General features: G+C 70.9%; 17 protein-coding genes. 9 read left to right on the plus strand and 8 right to left on the minus strand.

Going from position 1 to position 20,532, the window contains the following annotated elements:
- Positions 1-237 precede the first annotated feature (237 nt).
- A complete protein-coding gene (locus OHA81_RS01330) occupies positions 238-1,473 on the minus strand; it encodes a serine hydrolase domain-containing protein (protein WP_329191875.1) in 1,236 nt (411 codons plus the stop codon).
- Between the two features lie 622 nt (positions 1,474-2,095).
- Between OHA81_RS01330 and OHA81_RS01335 the strand changes: the two genes are divergently transcribed.
- The 3 genes from OHA81_RS01335 to OHA81_RS01345 all read left to right on the plus strand — a co-directional run bounded on the left by OHA81_RS01335 (position 2,096) and on the right by OHA81_RS01345 (position 3,818).
- Complete coding sequence (locus OHA81_RS01335; RefSeq protein WP_329191877.1) at positions 2,096-2,365, plus strand: hypothetical protein; 270 nt, start codon at positions 2,096-2,098, stop codon at positions 2,363-2,365.
- A 132-nt stretch (positions 2,366-2,497) separates the two neighbouring features.
- On the plus strand, positions 2,498-3,121 hold the full coding sequence (locus OHA81_RS01340; protein WP_329191879.1) for an Hsp20/alpha crystallin family protein: 624 nt from the start codon (positions 2,498-2,500) through the stop codon (positions 3,119-3,121).
- Positions 3,122-3,602: 481 nt separating this feature from the next.
- Entirely contained in the window at positions 3,603-3,818 is a 216-nt protein-coding gene (locus tag OHA81_RS01345; protein WP_329191880.1) for a DUF6243 family protein, read from the plus strand.
- Positions 3,819-3,916: 98 nt separating this feature from the next.
- Here the strand turns inward: OHA81_RS01345 and OHA81_RS01350 are convergent, their stop codons facing one another.
- On the minus strand, positions 3,917-4,213 hold the full coding sequence (locus tag OHA81_RS01350; protein WP_329191882.1) for a YkvA family protein: 297 nt from the start codon (positions 4,211-4,213) through the stop codon (positions 3,917-3,919).
- 311 nt (positions 4,214-4,524) lie between these two features.
- Between OHA81_RS01350 and OHA81_RS01355 the strand changes: the two genes are divergently transcribed.
- From OHA81_RS01355 to OHA81_RS01375, 5 genes are all read left to right on the plus strand, one after another.
- Positions 4,525-5,289 carry an SDR family NAD(P)-dependent oxidoreductase gene (locus tag OHA81_RS01355; RefSeq protein ID WP_329191884.1) on the plus strand — a complete coding sequence of 255 codons (765 nt, stop codon included), beginning with the start codon at positions 4,525-4,527 and terminating at the stop codon, positions 5,287-5,289.
- 26 nt (positions 5,290-5,315) lie between these two features.
- On the plus strand, positions 5,316-5,687 hold the full coding sequence (locus OHA81_RS01360) for a MerR family transcriptional regulator (protein WP_329201940.1): 372 nt from the start codon (positions 5,316-5,318) through the stop codon (positions 5,685-5,687).
- A 546-nt stretch (positions 5,688-6,233) separates the two neighbouring features.
- A complete protein-coding gene (gene fusA / locus OHA81_RS01365; protein ID WP_329191886.1) occupies positions 6,234-8,345 on the plus strand; it encodes an elongation factor G in 2,112 nt (703 codons plus the stop codon).
- A gap of 111 nt (positions 8,346-8,456) precedes the next feature.
- Positions 8,457-9,320 (plus strand): class I SAM-dependent methyltransferase, encoded by an 864-nt coding sequence (locus OHA81_RS01370; RefSeq protein WP_329191887.1) that lies wholly within the window; start codon positions 8,457-8,459, stop codon positions 9,318-9,320.
- Between the two features lie 161 nt (positions 9,321-9,481).
- Positions 9,482-10,357, plus strand: a complete 876-nt coding sequence (locus OHA81_RS01375; RefSeq protein WP_329191888.1) for a hypothetical protein — start codon at positions 9,482-9,484, stop codon at positions 10,355-10,357.
- A 19-nt stretch (positions 10,358-10,376) separates the two neighbouring features.
- Here OHA81_RS01375 and OHA81_RS01380 read toward each other — a convergent pair whose 3' ends face one another.
- Positions 10,377-11,849 carry a glutamate--cysteine ligase gene (locus OHA81_RS01380; RefSeq protein ID WP_329191890.1) on the minus strand — a complete coding sequence of 491 codons (1,473 nt, stop codon included), beginning with the start codon at positions 11,847-11,849 and terminating at the stop codon, positions 10,377-10,379.
- A gap of 118 nt (positions 11,850-11,967) precedes the next feature.
- A complete protein-coding gene (locus OHA81_RS01385) occupies positions 11,968-12,918 on the minus strand; it encodes a hypothetical protein (protein ID WP_329191891.1) in 951 nt (316 codons plus the stop codon).
- 365 nt (positions 12,919-13,283) lie between these two features.
- Here OHA81_RS01385 and OHA81_RS01390 point away from each other — a divergent pair, with 365 nt between their 5' ends.
- A complete protein-coding gene (locus tag OHA81_RS01390) occupies positions 13,284-13,406 on the plus strand; it encodes a hypothetical protein (RefSeq protein WP_329191892.1) in 123 nt (40 codons plus the stop codon).
- On the opposite strand, the gene OHA81_RS01395 is transcribed toward OHA81_RS01390, so the two are convergent.
- The 4 genes from OHA81_RS01395 to OHA81_RS01410 form a co-directional block, all read right to left on the minus strand.
- Positions 13,394-14,434 (minus strand): polysaccharide deacetylase family protein, encoded by a 1,041-nt coding sequence (locus tag OHA81_RS01395; protein WP_329201942.1) that lies wholly within the window; start codon positions 14,432-14,434, stop codon positions 13,394-13,396. The two genes, OHA81_RS01390 and OHA81_RS01395, sit on opposite strands and share 13 nt — an antisense overlap.
- A 95-nt stretch (positions 14,435-14,529) precedes the next feature.
- The gene (locus tag OHA81_RS01400) at positions 14,530-15,555 is read right to left on the minus strand and encodes an alpha/beta hydrolase (protein ID WP_329191894.1); all 1,026 of its coding nucleotides are present in this window, start codon (positions 15,553-15,555) and stop codon (positions 14,530-14,532) included.
- Positions 15,556-15,995: 440 nt separating this feature from the next.
- Positions 15,996-19,076: a patatin-like phospholipase family protein gene (locus OHA81_RS01405; protein WP_329191896.1), complete on the minus strand. Its 3,081-nt coding sequence runs from the start codon at positions 19,074-19,076 to the stop codon at positions 15,996-15,998.
- A 272-nt stretch (positions 19,077-19,348) separates the two neighbouring features.
- The gene (locus OHA81_RS01410; protein WP_329191898.1) at positions 19,349-20,494 is read right to left on the minus strand and encodes a glycoside hydrolase family 64 protein; all 1,146 of its coding nucleotides are present in this window, start codon (positions 20,492-20,494) and stop codon (positions 19,349-19,351) included.
- Between the last annotated feature and the right edge of the window lie 38 nt (positions 20,495-20,532).

Here is a 20,532-nt window from a genome sequence, read left to right on the forward strand (position 1 = left end):
CCCGAAGCGGCAGCCGTCACCGGTCGCCGGAGCGCTCCAGCTCCCAGGCCGCGCCCGCAAGGTCAGCCCGAAAACCCGAGCCGACGGCCGGCCGCGCGGGCTGTTGTCATGATCGCGTCGGACGCGTTGCTGACCGATCCCCGAGCCCAGGAATCCGCGGGTCGGTGCAACAGGGCCGAAGGCCATGGGCAAAGGCCATGGCGAACGGCGCTACGGCCCGAAGGTCAACGGACGGTCCTACGGCTTCGGCGACGCGGGCGGTGCGGATGACGTGGACGGCTCCGGGAGCGTATTGGGCTCGGCCTCTGTCGGAAGCGACCAGATGTGCTTCGGTGACACGATCTTGGTGATCCTGTTGGCGATGAGAGAACTCAGGTTGCCGAACTTCCCGTCGACGTCGGAGTTCACGACGATGACCATGGTGGCGCGGTCCTGCGGGAGGCGGACGGCGATGGTCTCGTAGCCGGGCAGCTCGCCGTTGTGGCCGATCCAGCCGGCGAAGTCGGCGATGCCGAGCCCGTAGCCCAGCCCGGGGTGCCCGGTGGGCAGCATGTGCAGCCGTTGGGCCTGGACGGCCGGTTGCAGCAGCCGGTGGCCGTCCGGCAGCTGCCCGCTGACCATGGTCGGAACCCAGGTGTGCAGGTCGTCGATGGTGGAGATCATCGCGCCGGCCGCCCAGCCCCAGGACGGGTTCCAGCCGGAGGCGTCGACGGTCGTGCCGTCCGGGGTGAAGTTCGTGTAGCCGTGCACGTACGGGCTGGTGATCTCGGTGCCGGTCGGCAGCGAGGTCGCGTCCATGCCGGCCGGTGCGAAGACGTGCTGCTGCAGGTAGGTGTGCAGGGGCTGTCCGCTGATCTTCTCGACGAGCAGACCGAGCAGGACGGTGTTGGTGTTGGAATACTCCCAGCGTGCCCCGGGCGGGAACTTCGCCGGGTGCCGGAAGGCGATGTCCAGCAGCTGCTGCGGGCTCCAAGCGCGGTACGGGGCGGCCTTGAAGGTGGCCAGCCAGCGGGGGTCCTCGGTGTAGTTGTAGAGGCCGCTGCGCATGTCGGCGAGCTGCCGGACGGTGATGCGGTCGCCGCCGGGCACGCCCTGGAGGTACGTCGAGATCGGCGCGTCGAGCCGTACCTTCCCCTGGTCGACGAGTTGGAGGACGCCGGTGATGGTGAAGGTCTTGGTGACGCTGCCGATACGGGTGTACATATCGGTCTTGATGGGGGTGCCGGTGGTCTTGTCGGAGGTGCCGAAGGCGCGTACGTAGGCGTCTTTGCCGTCGACCCACAGGCCGACGCCCACGCCGGGGATGCCGGCCTCGCGCATGGCCGCGGTGATGGCGTCGTCGAGTTCTTCGGCGATCACGTCGTCGATGCCGACCCGGCCCGGCGGCGCGGCGGCGGGGGCCTGGCCCGCACACAGCGCGGTCAGCAAGAGGGAGGCGGCGGCCACGACGGTGGGCGTGCGGTACCGGCCCATACAGGATCACCCCTGATGCACGTCCCCGAGCGGAATCCGAAGCCCCGAGCCGACCTTCCCATGGTAGGAAGCCGGATCCAGGGCGGCGACCGGGGCCGCAGGGGCGGCCGGGCCGCATCAGGCGCAGCCGGACGCCTCAGCGCGGGCCGTGGTGGCCGGCTGCCCCAGGGTGCCCGGCCCGCCGAACACTGAGGCTTTCGGACGGCGACCCGGAGCACTCCGGTCACAGCACTCCGGGGCAACTCGAGGAGGTCCCCGTTGTCGGGAACAAGAGGCCAGATCGGCACGACGCGGGCGCCGCCCAGCGTGCGGGCCGAGCAGCGCGAGCCTGGCCGCTGGAGAGACGCCTCCGCCTTGCGTCCACGCAGAGATCAGGGGCGTAGAAGCACCTGGGGTCGTGACGTCCCCCGTCACTCCGGTCCCGCTTTCGGCGGATCCGGGTACGCGAGAACCCGGGGCGCGGCAGCATCGACGGCGTGGACCGGCCCCGGTGGTACTCCCCCCCCCGGCGCCGCCTGTGTCTGCGGGACGTCGCCGCGCCACACGAACCGGCCGACGTCCCCGGTGCCCAGGTCTCCTTCGGCCGGCTCACAGTCGGACCTCCTCGCAACGCCCCCTGGGCATGAGCTCCCACACCCCGGGCTCACCCACCTCGATCCACCGCTGCCGGCTGGAGCCCGGCGACCGGATCCTCATCCACACCGGCGGCGTCGCCGAAGCCTGGTCCACCCACGGCGAGCTGTTCGGCGAGGACGCCTCGTCGGCACCCTCGTCCGTGCCATCGCCGCGGGCGACGCCGCCCCGGAGGCCCTGCGCCGCCTCGCCACACCCATACGACGGACCCCTCACCCAGCACGCCACCACCCTCCTCGCCGCTGCCCCCGCTCCCTGAGCCCGTCACCTCGCGCCCAGACGTCGCAAGCTTTAAGCGAGCCCCCTGTGGTTTAACCGCTGATGGCCGGGTTAGCCGCCCTGTACCGGGAGGCGCTCCCGCCGCCCGGGATCGCGACGGGAGGCGAGTGTCATGGCACTACCGATCCGACGCCGCGGAACCAGCCCCGGCGCACTGATCAGCGGACTGGACCCGCTTGCGGACTTCGAGAAGATGTGGGACCAGATGGGCCGGTACCTGGAACAGGCCGCCGCCCCCGCCACAGGCAGCGGCACCTGGCTGCCCATGGCCGAGGAAGAGGAGAACGAGAACTCCTACACGCTCAAGCTCGAGCTGCCTGGGTACCCGCCTGAGAACATCGACATCGAGATGGAAGGCGACGAACTGGTGATCAGCGGCGAACTGTCCGAAGAACACCAGGGCAAGGTCCTCACCCGTAGGCACGGCAGCTTCATGTACCGCACCAGCCTGCCCGCCGCGGCCGACGTCGAGCACTGCGACGCCGAGCTCGACAACGGTGTCCTGACCCTGACCGTCCCCAAGACGGCACAACCGCAACGCCGCAAGATCGAAATCGGAAAAGGACACCGCACCCTCGAAGGACAGGCCCCAAGCAAGCTCACGGGCGAGGGCGGACCCACCACGGCCGAAGCACGCAACACCTTCGAGCCCGGCACCACCGCCCCGACCCCGGCCGCCGGCCCGCGGAGCAGCGATGACACGTCGGGCCGCACTGGCCCCACCGGAGCGGCATGAATGCACCTGCCCCCGTAGCAGGAATAACGAGAACTTGGTCGGCCCGATCCGTCTCAGGCCCGATGAATCCTGCTGGTCAGTCCACCTCCGGACCGGCCGAGGGCCGGGTTCGCCCAGGAGCTCCGCACCTGGGACGACGGGGTTGCCTGGTTCCGGTCTCTCCCCTGCGGGCCAGCGGGAGGTATTGCAGCAGGTCGGCGGCTACGCGGTGCAGAGGCACACCAACCGCTGCCACCACACCACCCGTCCACAGGCCATCTACCCCCAGTGGGGCGGGACGGCAGGGCCCATCGGGGTGTTCCGCACCAGTGGGCAGGATGGTGCGCGGGGCCGGCGGAACCGGGTAACGTCTTTGTCATGTTCTTCCAGGCGCCGATTCACGAGTGAGAGCGAGATGGGCCCCTGCTGACGTCCTCCGACGTCGCCGCCCGTCCCCCACCGATGAATCCGTAGATCACTTCAATCATTACCGGGAGAACCCGTGACCGACAGCAAGAACATCAACAACCCCGTGGGCCAGGGCGGCGGCCAGCGCAAGAAGCTGTCCCGCGCCGAACGACAGAACAACGGCCCCCACCGCAACCGCGACCGCCAGAGTGCAGCCGACCAGAAGGCGGAGCTGGTGCGCAAGATGCGTGAGAAGGCAGGCACGGCCGAGGCCACCGAGCAGGCGAGCGGCGACACCGCACAGAGCTGACACGCACCGCCGCACCCGCCGCAGACCCGGGCCTGGGACCGACCGCGACGCGCGGTCGGTCCCAGCCGCCGTATGAGGGGCCCGCCCGCCGTTCGGCTCTACGCCTCGGGTGCGGTGTCCTTGGACGCGGGCAGCCGGGCCGCCGCCGCGTGGAGGGAGCGCAGGGCCAGCAGCAGGACGCCGATGTCGTCCAGGTACACCGGATCCGGGATCAGGTCCACCGGCGAGACCGTGTAGAGCACGGCGACCCAGAAGAGGGCCTTGTCGCGCAGCGGGATCCCGGCGTCGAGCAGCAGGCGCCGCGCCTTGAAGACCCGTACGAGCAGTACGGCCGCGTAAAGCGCGAGCGCGGCGGCGACGACCGCGGCCAGCGTGAGCCAGACCTTTCCGTCCATTGCCGCCGTATACCCCGTTGGATGCCCCCGTACCGCGGCCACTCGGGGGTCGAAGCCGATGCCGATGCCGATGCCGACGCCGTGCGCTTGCTCGTTCTGCCTTCCGGGCGGCTTCTGGCCTCATCACATGCGGGAGGCGACCCGGGTTGGCAGCGAGCGGACCCGGAGATGGCACGGCGGCGTCCGGGCGGCGGCCGAGAGCTCCAGCTCGAGGAGGTGATGGGCCGGCAACTCCCGACCAGCGCACGGCTCGACACATCTGGCACGTGGGCGAAGGCGTTTGACCTTGCCGCTGGCGACAAGGTTGCACGATGGCCGGCATGAACACCACCGCACCGCACAGCAGGGTCGTCGTCATCACCGGGGCCGGCACCGGCATCGGCCGGGCCACCGCCCACGCCTTCGCCGCCGAGGGAGCCCACGTGATCGCAGTAGGACGCAGGATCGAACCGCTCAAGGAGACCTCCACCGGGCACGAGCGGATCACCCCGCTGGCCGCCGACATCGCCGCTCCGGGCGGGCCCGACCGGATCCTCCAGACCGTGCTGGAGACGCACGGTCGGCTGGACGTGCTGGTCAACAACGCCGGCATCGTGCGCAGCGGCGCCCTCGGCACCCTGACGCCGGAGACGATCACAGCCCAGTTCGCCACCAACCTCGTCGCCCCGGTCCTGCTGACCCAGGCCATGCTGCCGCTCCTCGGGGAGTCGCACGGCGTGATCGTCAACGTCAGCACGTCGGTGGGACAACGGGCCTGGCCGGGAAGCTCGATTTACGCGGCGACCAAAACCGCCCTGGAACTGCTGACCCGCAGCTGGGCGGTCGAGCTGGCGCCCCGCGGGATCCGGGTCGTGGCGGTCGCGCCTGGCGCGATCGACACTCCGATCGGCGAACATCAGGGCCTGACCCCGGAGCGAAGGGCAGCGGTGCGGGAATGGCAGCTGGCACACACCCCGCTGGGCCGGATCGGCCGACCCGAGGAGGTGGCCTGGGCGATAACCCAACTCTCCGCACCGGGCGCCTCGTTCGTCACAGGAGTGGTACTCCCGATCGACGGCGGAGCGGTCGTGGCGTGATAGAAGTGCTCCGGGAGGTGGAATGGGTGCGGATCGGTGAGCTGGCCACGGCTACTGGGACGAGCGCCCGTGCGCTGCGGCACTACGAGCAGGCCGGGCTGATCTCATCCGAGCGGGCCTCCAACGGCTACCGCGTCTACGACGAGCGGGCGGTGGTGCGGGTGCGCAACATCCGCTACCTGCTGGCCGCCGGACTCACCCTGGACGACGTGCGCGTTTTCCTGCCCTGCCTGGACGGCGACGTGGCTGCCGCCCCGCCCTCGGGCAAGGGCCTGCGCATCGCGTGGGAACGGTTGGCAGTCCTCAACCAACGGATCGCCGCCCAGACCGAGACCCGCGACCGACTGCAGGCTGCGCTGCGCCAAGCAACCGGTGACCGCATCCGCCCGGTGGCCTGACCGTCGGCCGCACCACCGCGGCCGGCGATCCCAGACACCACTGCGCTACCGATGAAAATGCCTGGCGGTGGGCCGCGGGCTACCCCCTGACGCAAGGGGACCACGGGCCACCTGCCGATGATCGTTGACCCCTACGGGCGCCCGCCGGCGCCTGCGGTCCACTGCCGTGTTCTCGCGCCCTCCGCGCAAGCCGGAAAATGCCGCGCCCGCTCGCGAGCGCCTTCACTACACTCGCCCCACGCGCTGCCGACAGGGCACCGCGTGACCACGCCGAGTGAAGAGAAGGGGAACCGGGCCATGTGCATGCGACGCACCACCGCCTTCGTTCCCCCGGCCCGGTACGACGTGATCCCGGTGTCTCGCGATGCCCGGTGCCGGCTGCGCGGCCGCCACCGTATGCCCGTGACTCTGTCCTAGTTCCCGCCCCTCCCTCCGCACCCCGCTGCCGGCTCACGCCGGCCTGGCCGGGCGAGGCGGGGCCGTGTGCCGTGTGCAGTTCCGGGAATCGCGCTGCCTGTTCCCTCATCATTCGAAAGGCCCCGGGCCATGCGCAGCAACCGGCGACCCCTCGCCACCCATTACCCCGCCACCGTCCGCAATCTGGGCATCCTCGCCCACGTCGACGCGGGCAAGACCACCGTCACCGAACGCATCCTGTTCGCGACCGGCGCCATCCACAAACGCGGCGAGGTACACGACGGAACGACCGTCACCGACTTCGACGCCCAGGAACGCGATCGCGGCATCACCATCTTCGCCGCGGCCGTGAGCTGCAGTTGGGGCGGCCACCGCGTCAACCTGATCGACACCCCGGGCCACGTCGACTTCGCCGACGAGGTCGAGCGGTCCCTGCGCGTCCTCGACGGCGCCGTCGCGGTGTTCGACGCCGTCGCCGGAGTCGAGCCGCAGAGCGAGTCGGTGTGGCGGCAGGCCGACCGGCACGGGGTGCCGCGGATCGCGTTCGTCAACAAGCTCGACCGGGCGGGCGCCGACCTCGACTCGGCCGTCGCCTCCCTCCGCGAACGGCTGGACGTCATACCGCTGGTGGTCCAGTTGCCCATCGGCCGGGAGGACGGATTCACCGGGGTCGTCGACCTGCTGGAGATGCGCGCGCTGCACTGGCATACGGACGGTCACGCGGACGGGCGCGCGGGCACGGACGGCACGTACGAGAGCGGACCGGTGCCCGAAGAACTGCGGGAGGAGGCCCAGCGGCGCCGCCGGCTCCTCGAGGAGACGGTCGCCGCTCTGCACGCGGACGCCCTGGAGGAGTTCTGCGCGGCTTCGGCGCTGAGCGGGCCGACCCTGGCCCGCGCACTGCGCGAGCTGACGCTCGCCGGGGAGGGCGTCGTCGTGCTGTGCGGGTCGGCCTACCGCAACCGCGGGATCGAGCCGCTGCTGGACGCGGTACTCGCGTACCTGCCGTCGCCCGCCGACATGCCGCCGGTAAGGGGCACGACCGGTGCGGCGGGCGGTCCGGCCGAGGAGCGCTCCCCCGATCCGACCGGGCCGTTCGCGGCACTGGCCTTCAAGGTGACGGCGACGCCGACCGGACGGCTCACCTACGTACGGGTCTACTCGGGCACGCTGCGCAAGGGCCAGTCCGTACTGGACGCCGCTACGGGGCGTACGGAGCGGATCGGCCGGATCCTGCGGGTCCAGGCCGACCGGCACGAGGAACGGGAGGAGGCGGTGGCGGGCGACATCGTCGCCGTGATCGGGCTGAAGGCTGCCCGGGCCGGCACGACCCTGTCGGCGCCGGGGGCTCCACTGGTCCTCGAACCGCCATCGGTCGCCGAACCGGTGGTGTCGGTGGCGGTCGAGGCGGCCCGCACCGGCGACACCGGGCGGCTCTCGGCGGCCTTGGCACACCTCGTGGAGGAGGACCCCTCGCTGAGGGTGCGCCTTGATCCGGAGACCGGCCAGACCGTGCTGTCGGGGATGGGTGAACTCCACCTGGAGGTGGCCGTGGAGAAGATCCGTCGCGGTCACGGCCTGGAGGTCGTCGTCGGGCGCCCGCAGGTCTCCTACCGGGAGACCGTCGTACGCGGCGTCACCGGCTTCGTCTACCGGCACGTCAAACAAGACGGCGGTGCGGGCCAGTTCGCGCACGTCGTCATCGACGTCGAGCCGCTGGACGAGGCCGAGGGCTTCTCGTTCGGGTCCACGGTCGTCGGTGGCCGGGTGCCGCAGGAGTACGCGCGGGCAGTCGAAGCCGGCTGCCGGGACGCCCTCGCCGAAGGACCGCTCGGCGGGTACCCGGTGACGGGGCTGCGGGTCACGCTCACCGACGGGGCCACCCACTCCAAGGACTCCTCGGAGCCGGCGTTCCGTGCGGCGGGCCGGTTCGCCCTGCGCGAGGCACTGGCCGCGAGCACCGTCGAACTGCTGGAACCCGTGGTGGAGGTCACCGTGACCGTGCCCGAGGACGGTGTCGGCGCGGTGCTCGGTGACCTCGCGGCCCGGCGCGGCCGGATCTCGGGCTCCACGTCCGGGCCGGGGACGGCGCTGGTCACGGCGGTCGTGCCGCTGGCCGAGCTGTTCGGCTACGCGACCCGGCTGCGCGGGCGGACCCGGGGCCGCGGCACCTTCACCACCCGGCCCGCGGCCCTCGCACCGGTTCCGCCTTCGGTCGCCGCCGCGGTGCTGACCCGCTAGCCGGAGGCTCCCGCTCCGCCCCGTGACGCCGGGGCGGAGCGGGACGCGGACCGGCCTCCGTGGCCGGATCGAGGGCTCGTGGGGCGGGACGCGTGCGGCCATGATGGCCCGATGGACAGACGGGTGGACTTACGACCGGCCGAACGCGAAGCGCCGCCGGAGCGCTGTGGCCGCCCCGGCGTCCCCGGCATCCCCGATGTCCCCGGCGTCCCCGGGTCATCGGGCCATTCCGGGCTCCCCGGCATTTCCGGGGAGGCGCCCGGTGAGGCGTACGCCGTGTCGGCCGAGTTCTACGACCTGTTGCACGCCCGCGCCTACCACCGGCACGCACTCGCCCTCGCCGCTCCGGCAGCCGCCGCGCGGCTCGGGATCGTCGAGGTCGGCGCGGGGACGGGCCTGGTCACCGGGGTGCTGATCGGCGCTTCGCACGTACCCGTCCACGCGGTGGAACCCTCGCCCGCGATGCGGACCGTGCTGCTGTCCCGGCTGCACCCCCCGGTGGGCGGTTCCGCGGGGGAACGGGTGACGGTGCACGCCTGCTCCGCCCTCGACCTGTCGCTGGACGGGCCCGCCGACCTGGCCGTCTGCCTGCGGTTGGTGCCCTGTCTGCCGCCCGTAGAGCGCCGCGCGCTGTGGCGGGTGCTGGCGGGACTGCTGGTGCCGGGCGGCCTGCTGTTCCTGGACCGGCCGCCGTCGGGCGTTCCCGCGCAGCCGGTGCGGCGCGGGCTGGGGCAGGTCCGGCTGGGCATGGACACCTACCACGGGCTGCTCACCCAGTGCGCCGAGGACGGCCGCATCCGCTACGACTACTCCTACCTGGTGTGCCGTCAGGGGCGGGTCCTGCGCCACGCCCGGGAGTCCTTCCTCCTGTGGCCGCTGCCGAGGCGGGAGCTGGGCCGGGAACTCGCCGCGGCCGGCCTCGTACTGGAGGACGACCTGACGCCGGACGTGCTGCGGGCCCGCCGAGGTGTCTGACGGTGCGTGCCCCGGTACGGCCCGCTCCGCTGCCGCTGCCACATTCCGGCGCCGGGACACCGGGCGTTCGCGAGCGCGTCGGTCCCCTGCCAGTTTGCAGAGTAATACGGCTGTGACCTGCTGCTGTTCAGTTGGGCCGCGTTGATCACTAGGGTTCCTGGGTGACTGACAACAGCGAGATACCCACGGGTCGGAGCGGCCCGGACCCGGACGAGTGGGATGACTTCGTCCGGCGGTTCGAAGCAGACCGGGCCGGGCTGGGCACGGGAGGCTCAGGTCAGCAGCCCGCGCCCCGGACGCGGCGCGTGTGGCCGCGGAACCTGGCGCTGGCACTGCTGGCGGCGGGGGCCGCCTTCGCCGTGCTGAAGTACACCGGGGTTGCACCGGGCAACGGAACCGCCGCCCCCGCTCCGGCCGCGCCCACACCTGCCGGGGCCACGTCCGCCGCGTCGGCGACTGCGCCGCCGTCGACCGCGCCGCCGTCGGCCGTATCGCCGCGGAGCACGACGGCCGCGACCGCCGGCGCGCGGGCCGTGATGCCGCTCGTCGAATTGTTCCCTGAGCAGGTCAAGGGTCCTTCCGGGGCCGCCTTCACCCGGCTGGGCTCGCGCCTGATGGACTCCTGCACGGAGCCCGGCGGGGTCGGACGCCGGCTGGCCGCCATGATCGAGGAAAGCGCCGGCTGCGTCGGCGAGCAGATCGCCCTCTACAAGGACGACCGGAACAACCAGTACAACATGGCCGTTTTCACGATGAAGGACCCGCAGGACACTCTGAGGTTGGTGACCGAGCTGTCGATGGCCTTCGACGACTACCAGGTCGCTGTTCAGGCTCCGCCTCCCGGATCGGGTCTGCCGGCTCTGCCCGCGGACAGCGGGCTGGTCCAGGCCTTCACCGGGCACGGCCGGGTCATGGTGGTCGCCATGGGCCAGTGGTCCGACGGCCGGACCGCCGACTTCCAGCAGCTGGTGAACCGGATGACCCCGCTCCAGGACGCGGTCTCGGGGAAGGTCGGCGCGCACGAGGGCACCGGCTGAGACCGGGCGAGAGGACCGTTCAGTCGACGGGCCAGGTGTGGACCGGGGCGTTCATGTGCATGAAGTCCATGTACTGGCACGTCATCCGACGCAACGACTCGTGGCGGCGCAGGTTGTCGTCGAGGTGGTGGAACATCTCCGACTGCCAGGTGGCGCCGTTGCGCCCGGACACGCAGCGCTGTTCGATCACGCCCAGCAGTTGTTCGCGCCACACGTCGTCCATGCCCGTGGCTTCCAGGCCCCGGTGCGCAAGCGGCAGCAGCCGGCGCAGGACGAGTTCGGCGGCCGGGACCTCGCCCATGCCCGGCCAGTAGAGCGAGGCGTCTATGCCGTGCCGGGCGGCGAGGTGCAGGTTCTCCTCCGCGGCGGAGAAGGACATGCGGGACCACACCGGGCGCTCCTCTTCGACCAGCGCCCGAGTCAGGCCGAAGTAGAAGGCGCCGTTGGCGAGGATGTCGGCCACGGTCGGGCCGGCCGGCAGCACCCGGTTCTCCACGCGCAGGTGCGGTTTGCCGTGGGCGACGGCGTAAACGGGCCGGTTCCACCGGTAGATGGTTCCGTTGTGCAGGCTCAGTTCTGCCAGCTCGGGCACGTTCCCCGCTTCGAGGGTGGCGTGCGGGTCCTCGTCCTCGCAGAGGGGCAGCAGAGCGGGGAAGTAGCGCTGGTTCTCCTCGAAGAGGTCGAACACGCTGGTGATCCAGCGCTCCCCGAACCACACCCTGGGCCGTACGCCCTGCACCTTGATCTCCTCGGGACGGGTGTCGGTGGCCTGCTCGAACAGCGGGATACGGGTCTCGCGCCACAGCTCCTTGCCGAACAGGAAGGGCGCGTTGGCGGCGAGGGCGACCTGGATCCCGGCGATGGCCTGCGCCGCGTTCCAGTAGGGGGCGAAGTCGTCGGGGGCGACCTGGAGATGGAACTGGACGCTGGTGCAGGCCGCCTCGGGGGTGATCGTGTCGGCGTACGCCCGCAACCTTTCGACCCCGTCGATCGCGATCCGCAGGTCCTCGCCGCGGGCCGCGAACACCTGCTCATTCAGGAGTTGGTAGCGCGGGTTCTCCGAGAGGGCGTGCCCTCCCACGTCCTTCTGCTGGAGCGTCGGCAGGATGCCGATCATGACGAGGTGGGCGCCGACCGTCGCGGCCCGTTCCTCGGCGTGATTGAGCGCGTCACGGATCTCACGCTCCCAGGCGTCAGGACCGCCGTCGGCCAGCCGCCGGGGCGGAAGGTTAATCTCCAGGTTGAAGCGGCCCAGCTCTGTCGACCAGGCGGGGTCTGCGATGGCGGCGAGAACATCGCTGTTGCACATGGCCGGCTCGCCCGAGCCGTCGACCAGGTTGAGCTCGATCTCGAGGCCGACCTGGGGCCGCTCGTAATCGAAGCGGGCCTCGCGCAGCATGCGGGCGAACGCGTCGAGGCAGGACTGCGTCTTTTCCCGGTAGCGGCGCCGGTCCTCCCGGGTGAACATCAACGCCGGGACATCCCGTCCCATCGGACCTCCCGCGTCCCCCGGCGCTCGGGTCCGGGTGCTCGTGGGCGTTCTCCCTCCAGCGTCGCACGCCGCAGGCGGCAGCGCCCGCGGCGGCGGGAATGAGGCTGGGGTGACGTGATCAAAAATGCTCCGGGTGCGTCGATGGTGCCAGATATGCGCGGTAACCGGGCTGGTCCGGCAGGTCGGGCAGCGGGTGGGGGCGCCAGTTGCGGGCCCAATGCGGCGGTGGAAGGTCTCCTGACACAAGCACTGCCGTCGGCCGGGTCCGCGCCAGGGAGATGAGCCCGTCGGCGGTGATGCTGCCGTCGTGGCCCCCGTACACCTGACGGGCAGCGCATCCGGTGGCGAACGCGGCACGGACCGCCTCTGCGCCGCTGAGGATGCATGGCGGGCGCACGCCCAAGCGGCGTAGTTCGCCGGCGACTGCGGTGAATGCCACCCGGTCGGCGCGGCTGCGGGCCGCTGCACCACCAGCGATCGTGAACTGCAGCGCCAGATGGGCGGCCAGGGCGGCGCAGAGCGCGCTCAGGGCGAGCGGGCGGGTTCGGCACGCGGCGATCAGTTGTGTCAGGCACAGGGCGACCGGGATGGCGAGCAGCGCGTATGCGGGCAGCAGGAAGCGGGGAGCCGCATATCCGATCATCAGGAGGTACGGCAGGGCGAGGAACAGCGCGACCGCAGTGGGTACGGCGACCAGCTGCACCCTTCCCTTGCGGTAGGCCGCGAAGAGCGCGCCCGCGGTCAGCGGTGGCACGGCGAACCACCACAGGGCCGGGTAAGGCCGGGACAACGGCCCATCGCACGGACGACACAGGGTCCGGCCGCCAAGCGAGCGCATCTGGTCGGCGAACGCCGGGTTCCAGCCCAGACCGCCTTGGATCTCACTCGCCCTTCGGAGCCTGGGCAGGAGGCCGCCATAGCGAAGGTGGGCCTCGATTGCCCATTCCGCGCCGCCCACGACGAGGCCGGCAACCAGGACCGCCGCGAGGGCGGCCCGCCGCCAAGGCGGAACGGCCAACGCGGCGCAGAGCAGAGGTATGACCAGCCACACCGCGTCATCGGGACGCATGAGTGCGGCGAATGCCACCCCCGAGGCGACGCCGGCCAGCGCGAGGCGGTCCTCGGATTGCGGGCGGCCCGCAGGAAGCACCCGACGGTGAAGAGCGCCCCGAAGGCTACCCAGAGGTTCGGCATGGCCTGGGGACCGTAGAAGACGGTGATCCACAGCCCCGCGAACAGGCCGCCCGCCAGAGCGAGCACGGGGGTGGGAAACAGCCGCCTCCACACCCACAGGGAGAGCAGGAGTCCCGCTGCCGCCAGAACCGCCAGGTAGACCCGTAGTACCGGCACGGAGGAGGTGACCGCGGCGACCGGGGCGACCAAGTAGGTGATTCCGCGGGCGCGTGGGGCGCTGAAGAACGCGGCCGGAGAGGCATGGGACACCTGGCTGACGTACACCGTCTCGTCCCACCCCAGGCCGGTCCCCGGTACGACGAGGAAAAGCTGGACGACGGCGTACCCGGCGGCGACGGCCCCCAGCCGCATCAGGTCGCCTGAGCGGCCCCGGACCGTGACAGAGGTGGCCCGGACTTCGGCGGACCCGGCACCGCGGCTGCCTTCTGGGGCATCGGCGTACCTCCGGGGCGAAGGGGCGTGGGCGCACCACGCTGCCCGGCCGAGGACGACCACGCCATTTCGGGCGGCAGTCGGCCGAATCGACGGGTGCGCCGTGGCCACGGCGCACCGTCAGGAACCGGGTAGTCCGCCGCAGCGCCGGAGATGCTCACTTGTCGCAGTGCTCGGCTGGTTCTTGCCGGGCCGGCGCGACGGCGACATCGCCGCCACCCACCCGCCTCTCGCCCCTGTCGTGTTCGGGCGCCCGGAGCCCGTCCGGGTCGCGCAACCACTGTTGCCCGCCGTTGTCGAAGAACCCGCCCGGATCGGTGACCCGCCCTGCGCGGTGCCGAAGCGCAGCAGGAAGTCGTCGATGGTCCGCCGTGGGGCCGAGTGCCGGCGCCTTGGAGGACGCGACTCGTGATGACCTCGGGGTCGTGGTCGCGGTAGTCCTTCGCCGTGACGGTCCACAGGATCTGTGCGAGGCCGAGGGAGCGGCAGACCTCGGCGACACGCGAGTTGGTCAGTCCCTGAGGCGGGCGCATCAAGGTGGGCGTGCGGCCGGTGAGTTCCTTGACTCGTTCTTGGAGAAGGACGAGCTCGTGGCGGATCTCTTCTGCGGAGGCTTCAGTCAGGTGTTTGTGTGTCCAGGTGTGGTTGGCCAGTTCATGCCCCTCGGAGGCCTCTCGTCGTACGAGTGCCGGACGGGCCAGAGTGTTCTTTCCCAGGAGGAAGAACGTCGCGTTGACGCCCTTCGCCCTGAGGACGTCCAGCAGGCGCGCCGTGTCGGGGCCCGGGCCCGCATCGAACGTCAGGGCGACGCAGTGGATCCTGCGACAGTCGACGGGTACCGGCCGTACGGAAGCCGGTGATGGCGTCGCGCTCCGGACCGGCCGTGAAGCGCCGGCGGAGGCAGGAGAGGTCTTGGCGCTGGGAACCGGACCCGGCTGCGCGGAGCCACAGGCGCCCATGGCAAAGGCCGCGGCGAGGCCGGTCAACGACCGTAGGAGATGGCGGGAAGCCCTCACAGGGCCGACAGTAGCAAGGCTACGGGCCCGGTCCGGGGTCAAGAGAACTGCCTCCCCAGGAAGTCCAGCATCGGCTCCGCCGCGACGCTCCAGTAGGACCAGCCGTGGACGCCCGGCTGGAGGACTGCCTCGGGGGTCACTCCGCGGGCCGCGAAGGCGGTGCGCAGGTCTCCGGTTCCCGGCAGGAAGTTGGTGTCTTCGGTCCCGCAACCGAGGTACCAGCGAGTGTGCCGGAGCCGCGCGGGCGCGGTGCGCCGGATGACGGCGGCCAGGTTGTAGTTCATGAAGCGGTCCGTCAGCCGGGCGGATCCGGCCCGGTCTCTGCCGAAGGCATGGCCGAAGAAGCGGTTCCACTCCTTCATCGGCATGGCGCGGTAGCCCTCGTCGGTGAAGTGTGCCGTGCTCAGCCCGGCGGCGGCGCTGAACAGACCCGGGTACCGCAGGGCGTACCACAGGGCGCCGTAGCCCCCTATGGAGAGCCCGGCCACGGACCTGTTCTCCGCCCGGCCTCCCAGCCCGTGGGCCTTTTCGACGGTCGGGACGAACTCCTCGATGAACATGTCCTCGTAGCGCAGGACGCCGGGGCCGGATCCGGCGTCGTTGATGTAGAACGTCTCGTCCTGGCCTCCCCCGGGCTCGCCCGGGTCGCGCCGGGCATCGGGCATGACGAGGGCGCACGCCGGGATCCGGCCCGCCGCGATGGCCCGTTCCAGGGTCGCCACGATGCCGCCCTTGGAGACCCAGTCGGTGTGCTTACCGCTCACTCCGTGCAGCAGGAACACGACCGGGAGCCCGCCGTCCTGCCCACCGCGCCTAAGCACGGAGCTCACCGCCGCGGGCAGGTAGAGGCTGTACGGGACGTTCCGGCCGAGTAGCCGGCTGTGCGCGGTCAGGTCGGTGCGCAGCGAACCGGTCCCGGAGGCGGACGCTGCGGGCTGGGTGGAGGACGGCTCCGGGACCGGCTCCCCGGGGCGGCCCCGGAGCAGGAAGGCCGCGGCTACGGCCGCGAGCGATCCGCCGGTCCCGGCGGTGAGCAGGGAGCGGCGCGTGGGAAATTTGACCATGGTTCCCTCACCGTCGGCAGCGTTCGTTCGTCCCGCCGTCCCCGGCCGGTGCCCGGCGGTCCGAATGCGGCGAAACCCACGCCCTGCGCCGGGTGTGCGAAGCGCCGATGCTCGTAGCCGCTCCCGGGCGAGGGAGCGGCGGGGCCCTTCCCTCACGCGGCCGGGCGTTCACGGGACGGGACCCATGACACGCACGGCACCCGCATCGGGACAAGCAGCCACGCCGCCCCGTCCGCCGAGGTCACCGCGCAGGGGGCTCACGGCTACGGACGTCGGCGCAACCAGGTCGCCTGTCGCCCGCGACGCGCTGTCGGCGCACTTGTGCTTCCCCAGGGGGTCCGCCGTCACCACCTGGTTGCGGAGGTGACCTGGGCCGGCCACCGCGTGCGGGCCGGGGAGGAGGCCCGCGGCGTCCGGTACCTTCCGCCGGTCGCCTGCGGTCAGGACGCGCTGCCCGCGGCCTTGGTGCCGATGTGGTGCCCGAGCTCCCGGTAGGCGTCGAACTGGGCATGGTCGAACCACTGGTCGAAGGTGGCCTGGTGGGGAAAGGCCTTCTCCCTGAGGGCGTAACTGAGCAGTTCGTACGGCATGTCGGGGGTCAGACTGGCCTTCGCGAAGATGATCGTCCCCATTGTGTCGGCCGGCGTGCCGGGCGAGAACTCGACCGGCTCGGGATACTCGATCGTGCCGCGCACCACGCTGGTGGCGGAGAACCGGGCGTTCAGCGCGGCCATCGGCGTCTCGGGCTGGAGCGGTTCGGCGCTGCCGGGTACCAGGTCCAGCAGGTTCTGCCCCGCGACCTCGAAGGTGATCTTCACTCCGAGGTCTTCGTAGGCGAGCGTGACCGCCTGCGCGAGGGTGGTGGCCAGTGGCGGCGAATCCCCTGAGGAGTCGATGACGTAGATCGTCCGGCAGCGGAGCCGGAGCATCTCGACCAGACCGAGATTGTCGAAGTGCCCGCCGTCCGTGCACAGCAGCAAGGGAGTCGTATCCGAGTACCAGCCCACCAGTTCCTGCAGTTGGTAGCGCAGCCGCCGTACCCGTGGCAGCCGCGGCATGAGCCGGCAGGGCCCGTACTTCGCCAGTTCCGCGAGGTACAGCGGGTTGGGGATCCAGGTGCCCAGCCGCACGTTGGACAGGGCGAGCAGCCGCTCCATGAACATCGTCTGAGTGCCCATCGCGGAGGCGAAGGCCGCTCCTGACACGGCGACGGCGGACTGTACGGTCAGGTCGCGTCCGATCAGGGCGGGCGCCGTGTTCTGCAGGGTCTCGGTGCGGACCCAGCCCGTGTCGGGGCCACCGCAGTAGTCGGAGGCGAAGGTGAAGGGCACGGCGGGGCGCCCGGGGGCGGTGCGATTGCGCAGCGAGATGGCGGCCGAGGCGGCGAAGATGACCCGGGGAAAGCCCTGCACCCGCTCCGCGTAGGGGTCCAGCGGGGTCGGCTCGTGGTTGTAATCGTACGGAAGCGCGCCCACCGAGCCGTCCTTCAACACCGCGCGCCGCACGGAGAAGGCACCCGCCAGACGTTGTCGGTAGAAGGGGTGCAGGCTGAAGGTGGTCTGGTCGATCACGAACGACAGCACGAACAGGGCGATCGGGATCCCGGCCTTCCACCAGGTGTCCCAGCTACCGGCGTAAACGGCGACCCAGGACATGAGGGCGAGGTAGAAGAACACGACCAGGAGCAGCACCAGCCAGCACACCAGCATCTTCACCCAGCCGGTGCCGACCTGAACCACGAGGGACGGACCGCCCTTGCCGAACATGCCCGCCTTTTCCCCGTCCGGCTGCAACTCCTTCACCGTCTTGTGGACGACGGTGAACCAGGTGCCGACCGCAGTCGCCGCCGCCGTGAGCGCGGCGAGCAGCGACAGCCCCCTGCCGTCGTTGTAGACCACCCCCTGCTCGTGCGCGAGCCAGGCGAAGAACCAGATCACTGCCGGGAGGACGATGGAGATGAGGGCGACCGCCAGGGCCATCGCCACGATCGAGTTCACGATGCCGCGCAGCCAGGCGGGGCGGGACCTCATGTTCCGCGCCCCCACGAATGCGGCTCCCACGGACAGCAGACCTGCCAGGCCGAACAGGGCGAGAACCGGGTGCCAGGCGTGCGGATACAGCTGGAAGGACGGCAGGAACACCTCTGGTACCACGGGACACTTCGAGACGTCCGGAACTTCACACGTCGACGGGAACTCCTTCACCTGCGGCATGAAGCGGTGCAGGTCGGTCAGCGGAAGGTGCGAGTAGAACGCGTTCAGGAACTGTCCCACCACGGTGAAGACCAGCGCCAGCATGCCGAAGGAAACGGCCATGCCCCGCAGCACCGCCCCCGCGGCGTGCATCCTCTCCTTGGGCGTATCAGCCAGGTACTTGGCGTGGCGGCGGATGTGGTCCTCCTCGGGACTGCCCGGCGCGAACGCGTCGGCGGGCTCGGCAAGGCCGGGCCGCACCGAAGGGTTCCCCTCCGCGTCCTTGAGCCGGGCACCGGTCAGGGCCAATTGCAGGGCTCCGGCTGTGTACCCGCCTCCGGACACCGCCACCAGGTAGTCCGCCTTGAGCAGTTGCCCGCGCAGCGCCTGCAGCGCGCCCAGGGTGATCGAGGCCGACCGGATACCGCCGCCGGAAACGCAGAAGCCGAGCTCCGCGGGCTTTCGGTCCGGCGGCTGGTACGCACGCGTGCGCCAGCGGGTGACCGTGCTGCCGTCGGGGTCCTGAGCCGGGGCCTGGTGTGGTCGTGCCGGGTCGGGGGCGGTCCACTCGGGCAGGGGCTCCCAGTCGTGGGGCGCGGCGGGCGGAAGGATCACGTCGGGGTGGCTCCGCTGGCACTCCGTCTCGTCGGCAGGCCGATCGGTGTGGGCGACGACGGGACGGGGATGGTTCTCCCGCGCGCTTTCCATGAAGGAGGGGTCCTGCACACGACGGCAGTAGAGGGTGACGACGATCAGCGCGGCCGCTGCCACCAGCGGGATGACGAGCGCCCACTTCACTTGGGCGAAGTAGGTCGCCCACTGCAGGTCCCGCTCCAGATCACGCTCCGCGGCCGTCCGCAAGACGCCGACCCAGGGCAGTGCAGGACCGTCCGGGGCGGCCTTGATCCGGTCCAGGGCCTTCCAGAGGAAGATGTTCTCCACGCAGTCCGCCGCCAGCGCGACAGGGGTGAGAAGGAGCGCGCGCCAGGCCCACAGGCGGGTGGACTTCCGGTACAGGAGCAGATGCCCCAGCCCGAAAGCCCCGGCGAGGGCCGCGCCGTATCCGGGGATGAACCAGCGCCAGTCCAGCACGAGGCCGTCCTGGAAGAGCTTGGACCCGCCTCCGTCCTTCACGATGGCGCGGGCCGTATCCGCCGTCGCCGCGAACTGCAGCAGCAGTTCGCCGTCCGCTGAGGGTCTGGCCCGGAACGGCGGATCTGCCCCGTACCAGAGGATCATGAAGAGACCGGCGGCAAGCCCGAACAGACACAACCCCACCGCCCAGCGCGGAACGTCTCGCAGCTTCAACGGCGTCTGAGCACTCGGCATGCAGGCAAAGTAGTCACCTGAACGCGATCCGCGATCGATGCGCGCCCTACACGAGGCAGCGCAGGACCCACTCAGCGCACCCGCCTCGCCCTCATGCCCCTCGACCCCGCCGCGCCATCCGCGCGGTCCCATCCGGCGGTGGCGCGTCACACCCACCCGGAACGGATCGAGAAGCTCTCCGCCGGGCGCTTCCTGCGGCCGGCGTCGACTTCGCCGGCCGCAGAGCTCCGCCCGGTGACGGCGCGGAGGGGCGAGAACGGCCCGGAGACGTCCTAGTCGAGCGGTTCCAGTGTCATGAAGGCCTCTTGGGGATCGCCGTCGTGGACGAGTGACTCGTGAGCGCCCACGTCGTCGAAGGCGAAGCCGTACGCCTTACCGTCAGCCATCTGTTCGTGGATGATGCGGGAGTAGTGGTTGCAGAAGGCATCGCGGTAGAAGTCGGTGCCGTTCGCATCGGGCTGGTTCGGGTTCGTCAGGAGCGTCGACCGGTTGAGGCCCGCGCACAGGGTGCGGGAGATCGGACCGCGAACGGTGTCGTTGGGTGCGTCCAGGAGTTTGTAGCAGCCGAAGACGCTGTCGGAGTCCGGCTTCCGGAAGCTGGTGACCACCGCTCCCGAGCCGTTGGTGAAGTTCATGACGTCGCCCGAGACCCGACCGTAGTACTTGGTGTTCGGCTCGTTCACGAACGGTGTCACGGTGAGCGTGGAACTGCTGTACTTGCTCCAGACCCGGTTGATGTAGTCGTTCATGGCGTCGGCCGGGATTCCGCCCGCTTCGATACCGTGGCCGGGCGAGAGTGCCCGCACCGGTGTGCCGTCGGGGCGGCTCTGGATCAATCCGCCCCAGCCGGCCGAGCGCAGCCGGCCGTAGACGGCGCTGTACCCGCCCGGCTTGAGCCGACCGGTGCTCTTGACCGTGCCGTCGACCGCCTTCACGCCCACCGCGTAGGGAGCCGAGAACATGTCGACCTGGCTGCTGTTGATCCACAGTCCGGCGTCATTGAGCGTGTATTCGGACCAGTTGAACAGGATGCCCCGGTTGGGGTCCGAGGGATTCTGCACGGCAGGTTGCACCAGGCCTCCGGTGCTGACCTTGAAGACGATCTTTTGGCCGATGGAGAAGTAGACCCGTCCCGAGAACTTGGGCAGCCGGATCGTCTTGGTCTGCCCGTTGGCCGGACCCGCGATCGACGCGTCGGGCGCGGGGGTCGGCGGATTGCCCCCCGCGGGCCAGGGGTGGAACGTGCCGTTGGCGTCGGCCCAGCCCTGCTGGCCCGACGCGAGCAGGGTGCCCAGGTTGTAGAGGTAGACCGGCTCACTGCGGGCCGAGGTGTTCTTGATCGTGAACGGGATGGTCGCCGGTACGGCCTCTGCGGACGACGAGGGCCCGATGAACAGGAGACCGGCGGCTCCCACCATCGCCGAGACAGCGGATACGAGGGATCTCGTTAAGCGGA

Origin of the sequence: Streptomyces sp. NBC_00667 (assembly GCF_036226825.1) — a bacterium.
Lineage (GTDB): Bacteria > Actinomycetota > Actinomycetes > Streptomycetales > Streptomycetaceae > Streptomyces.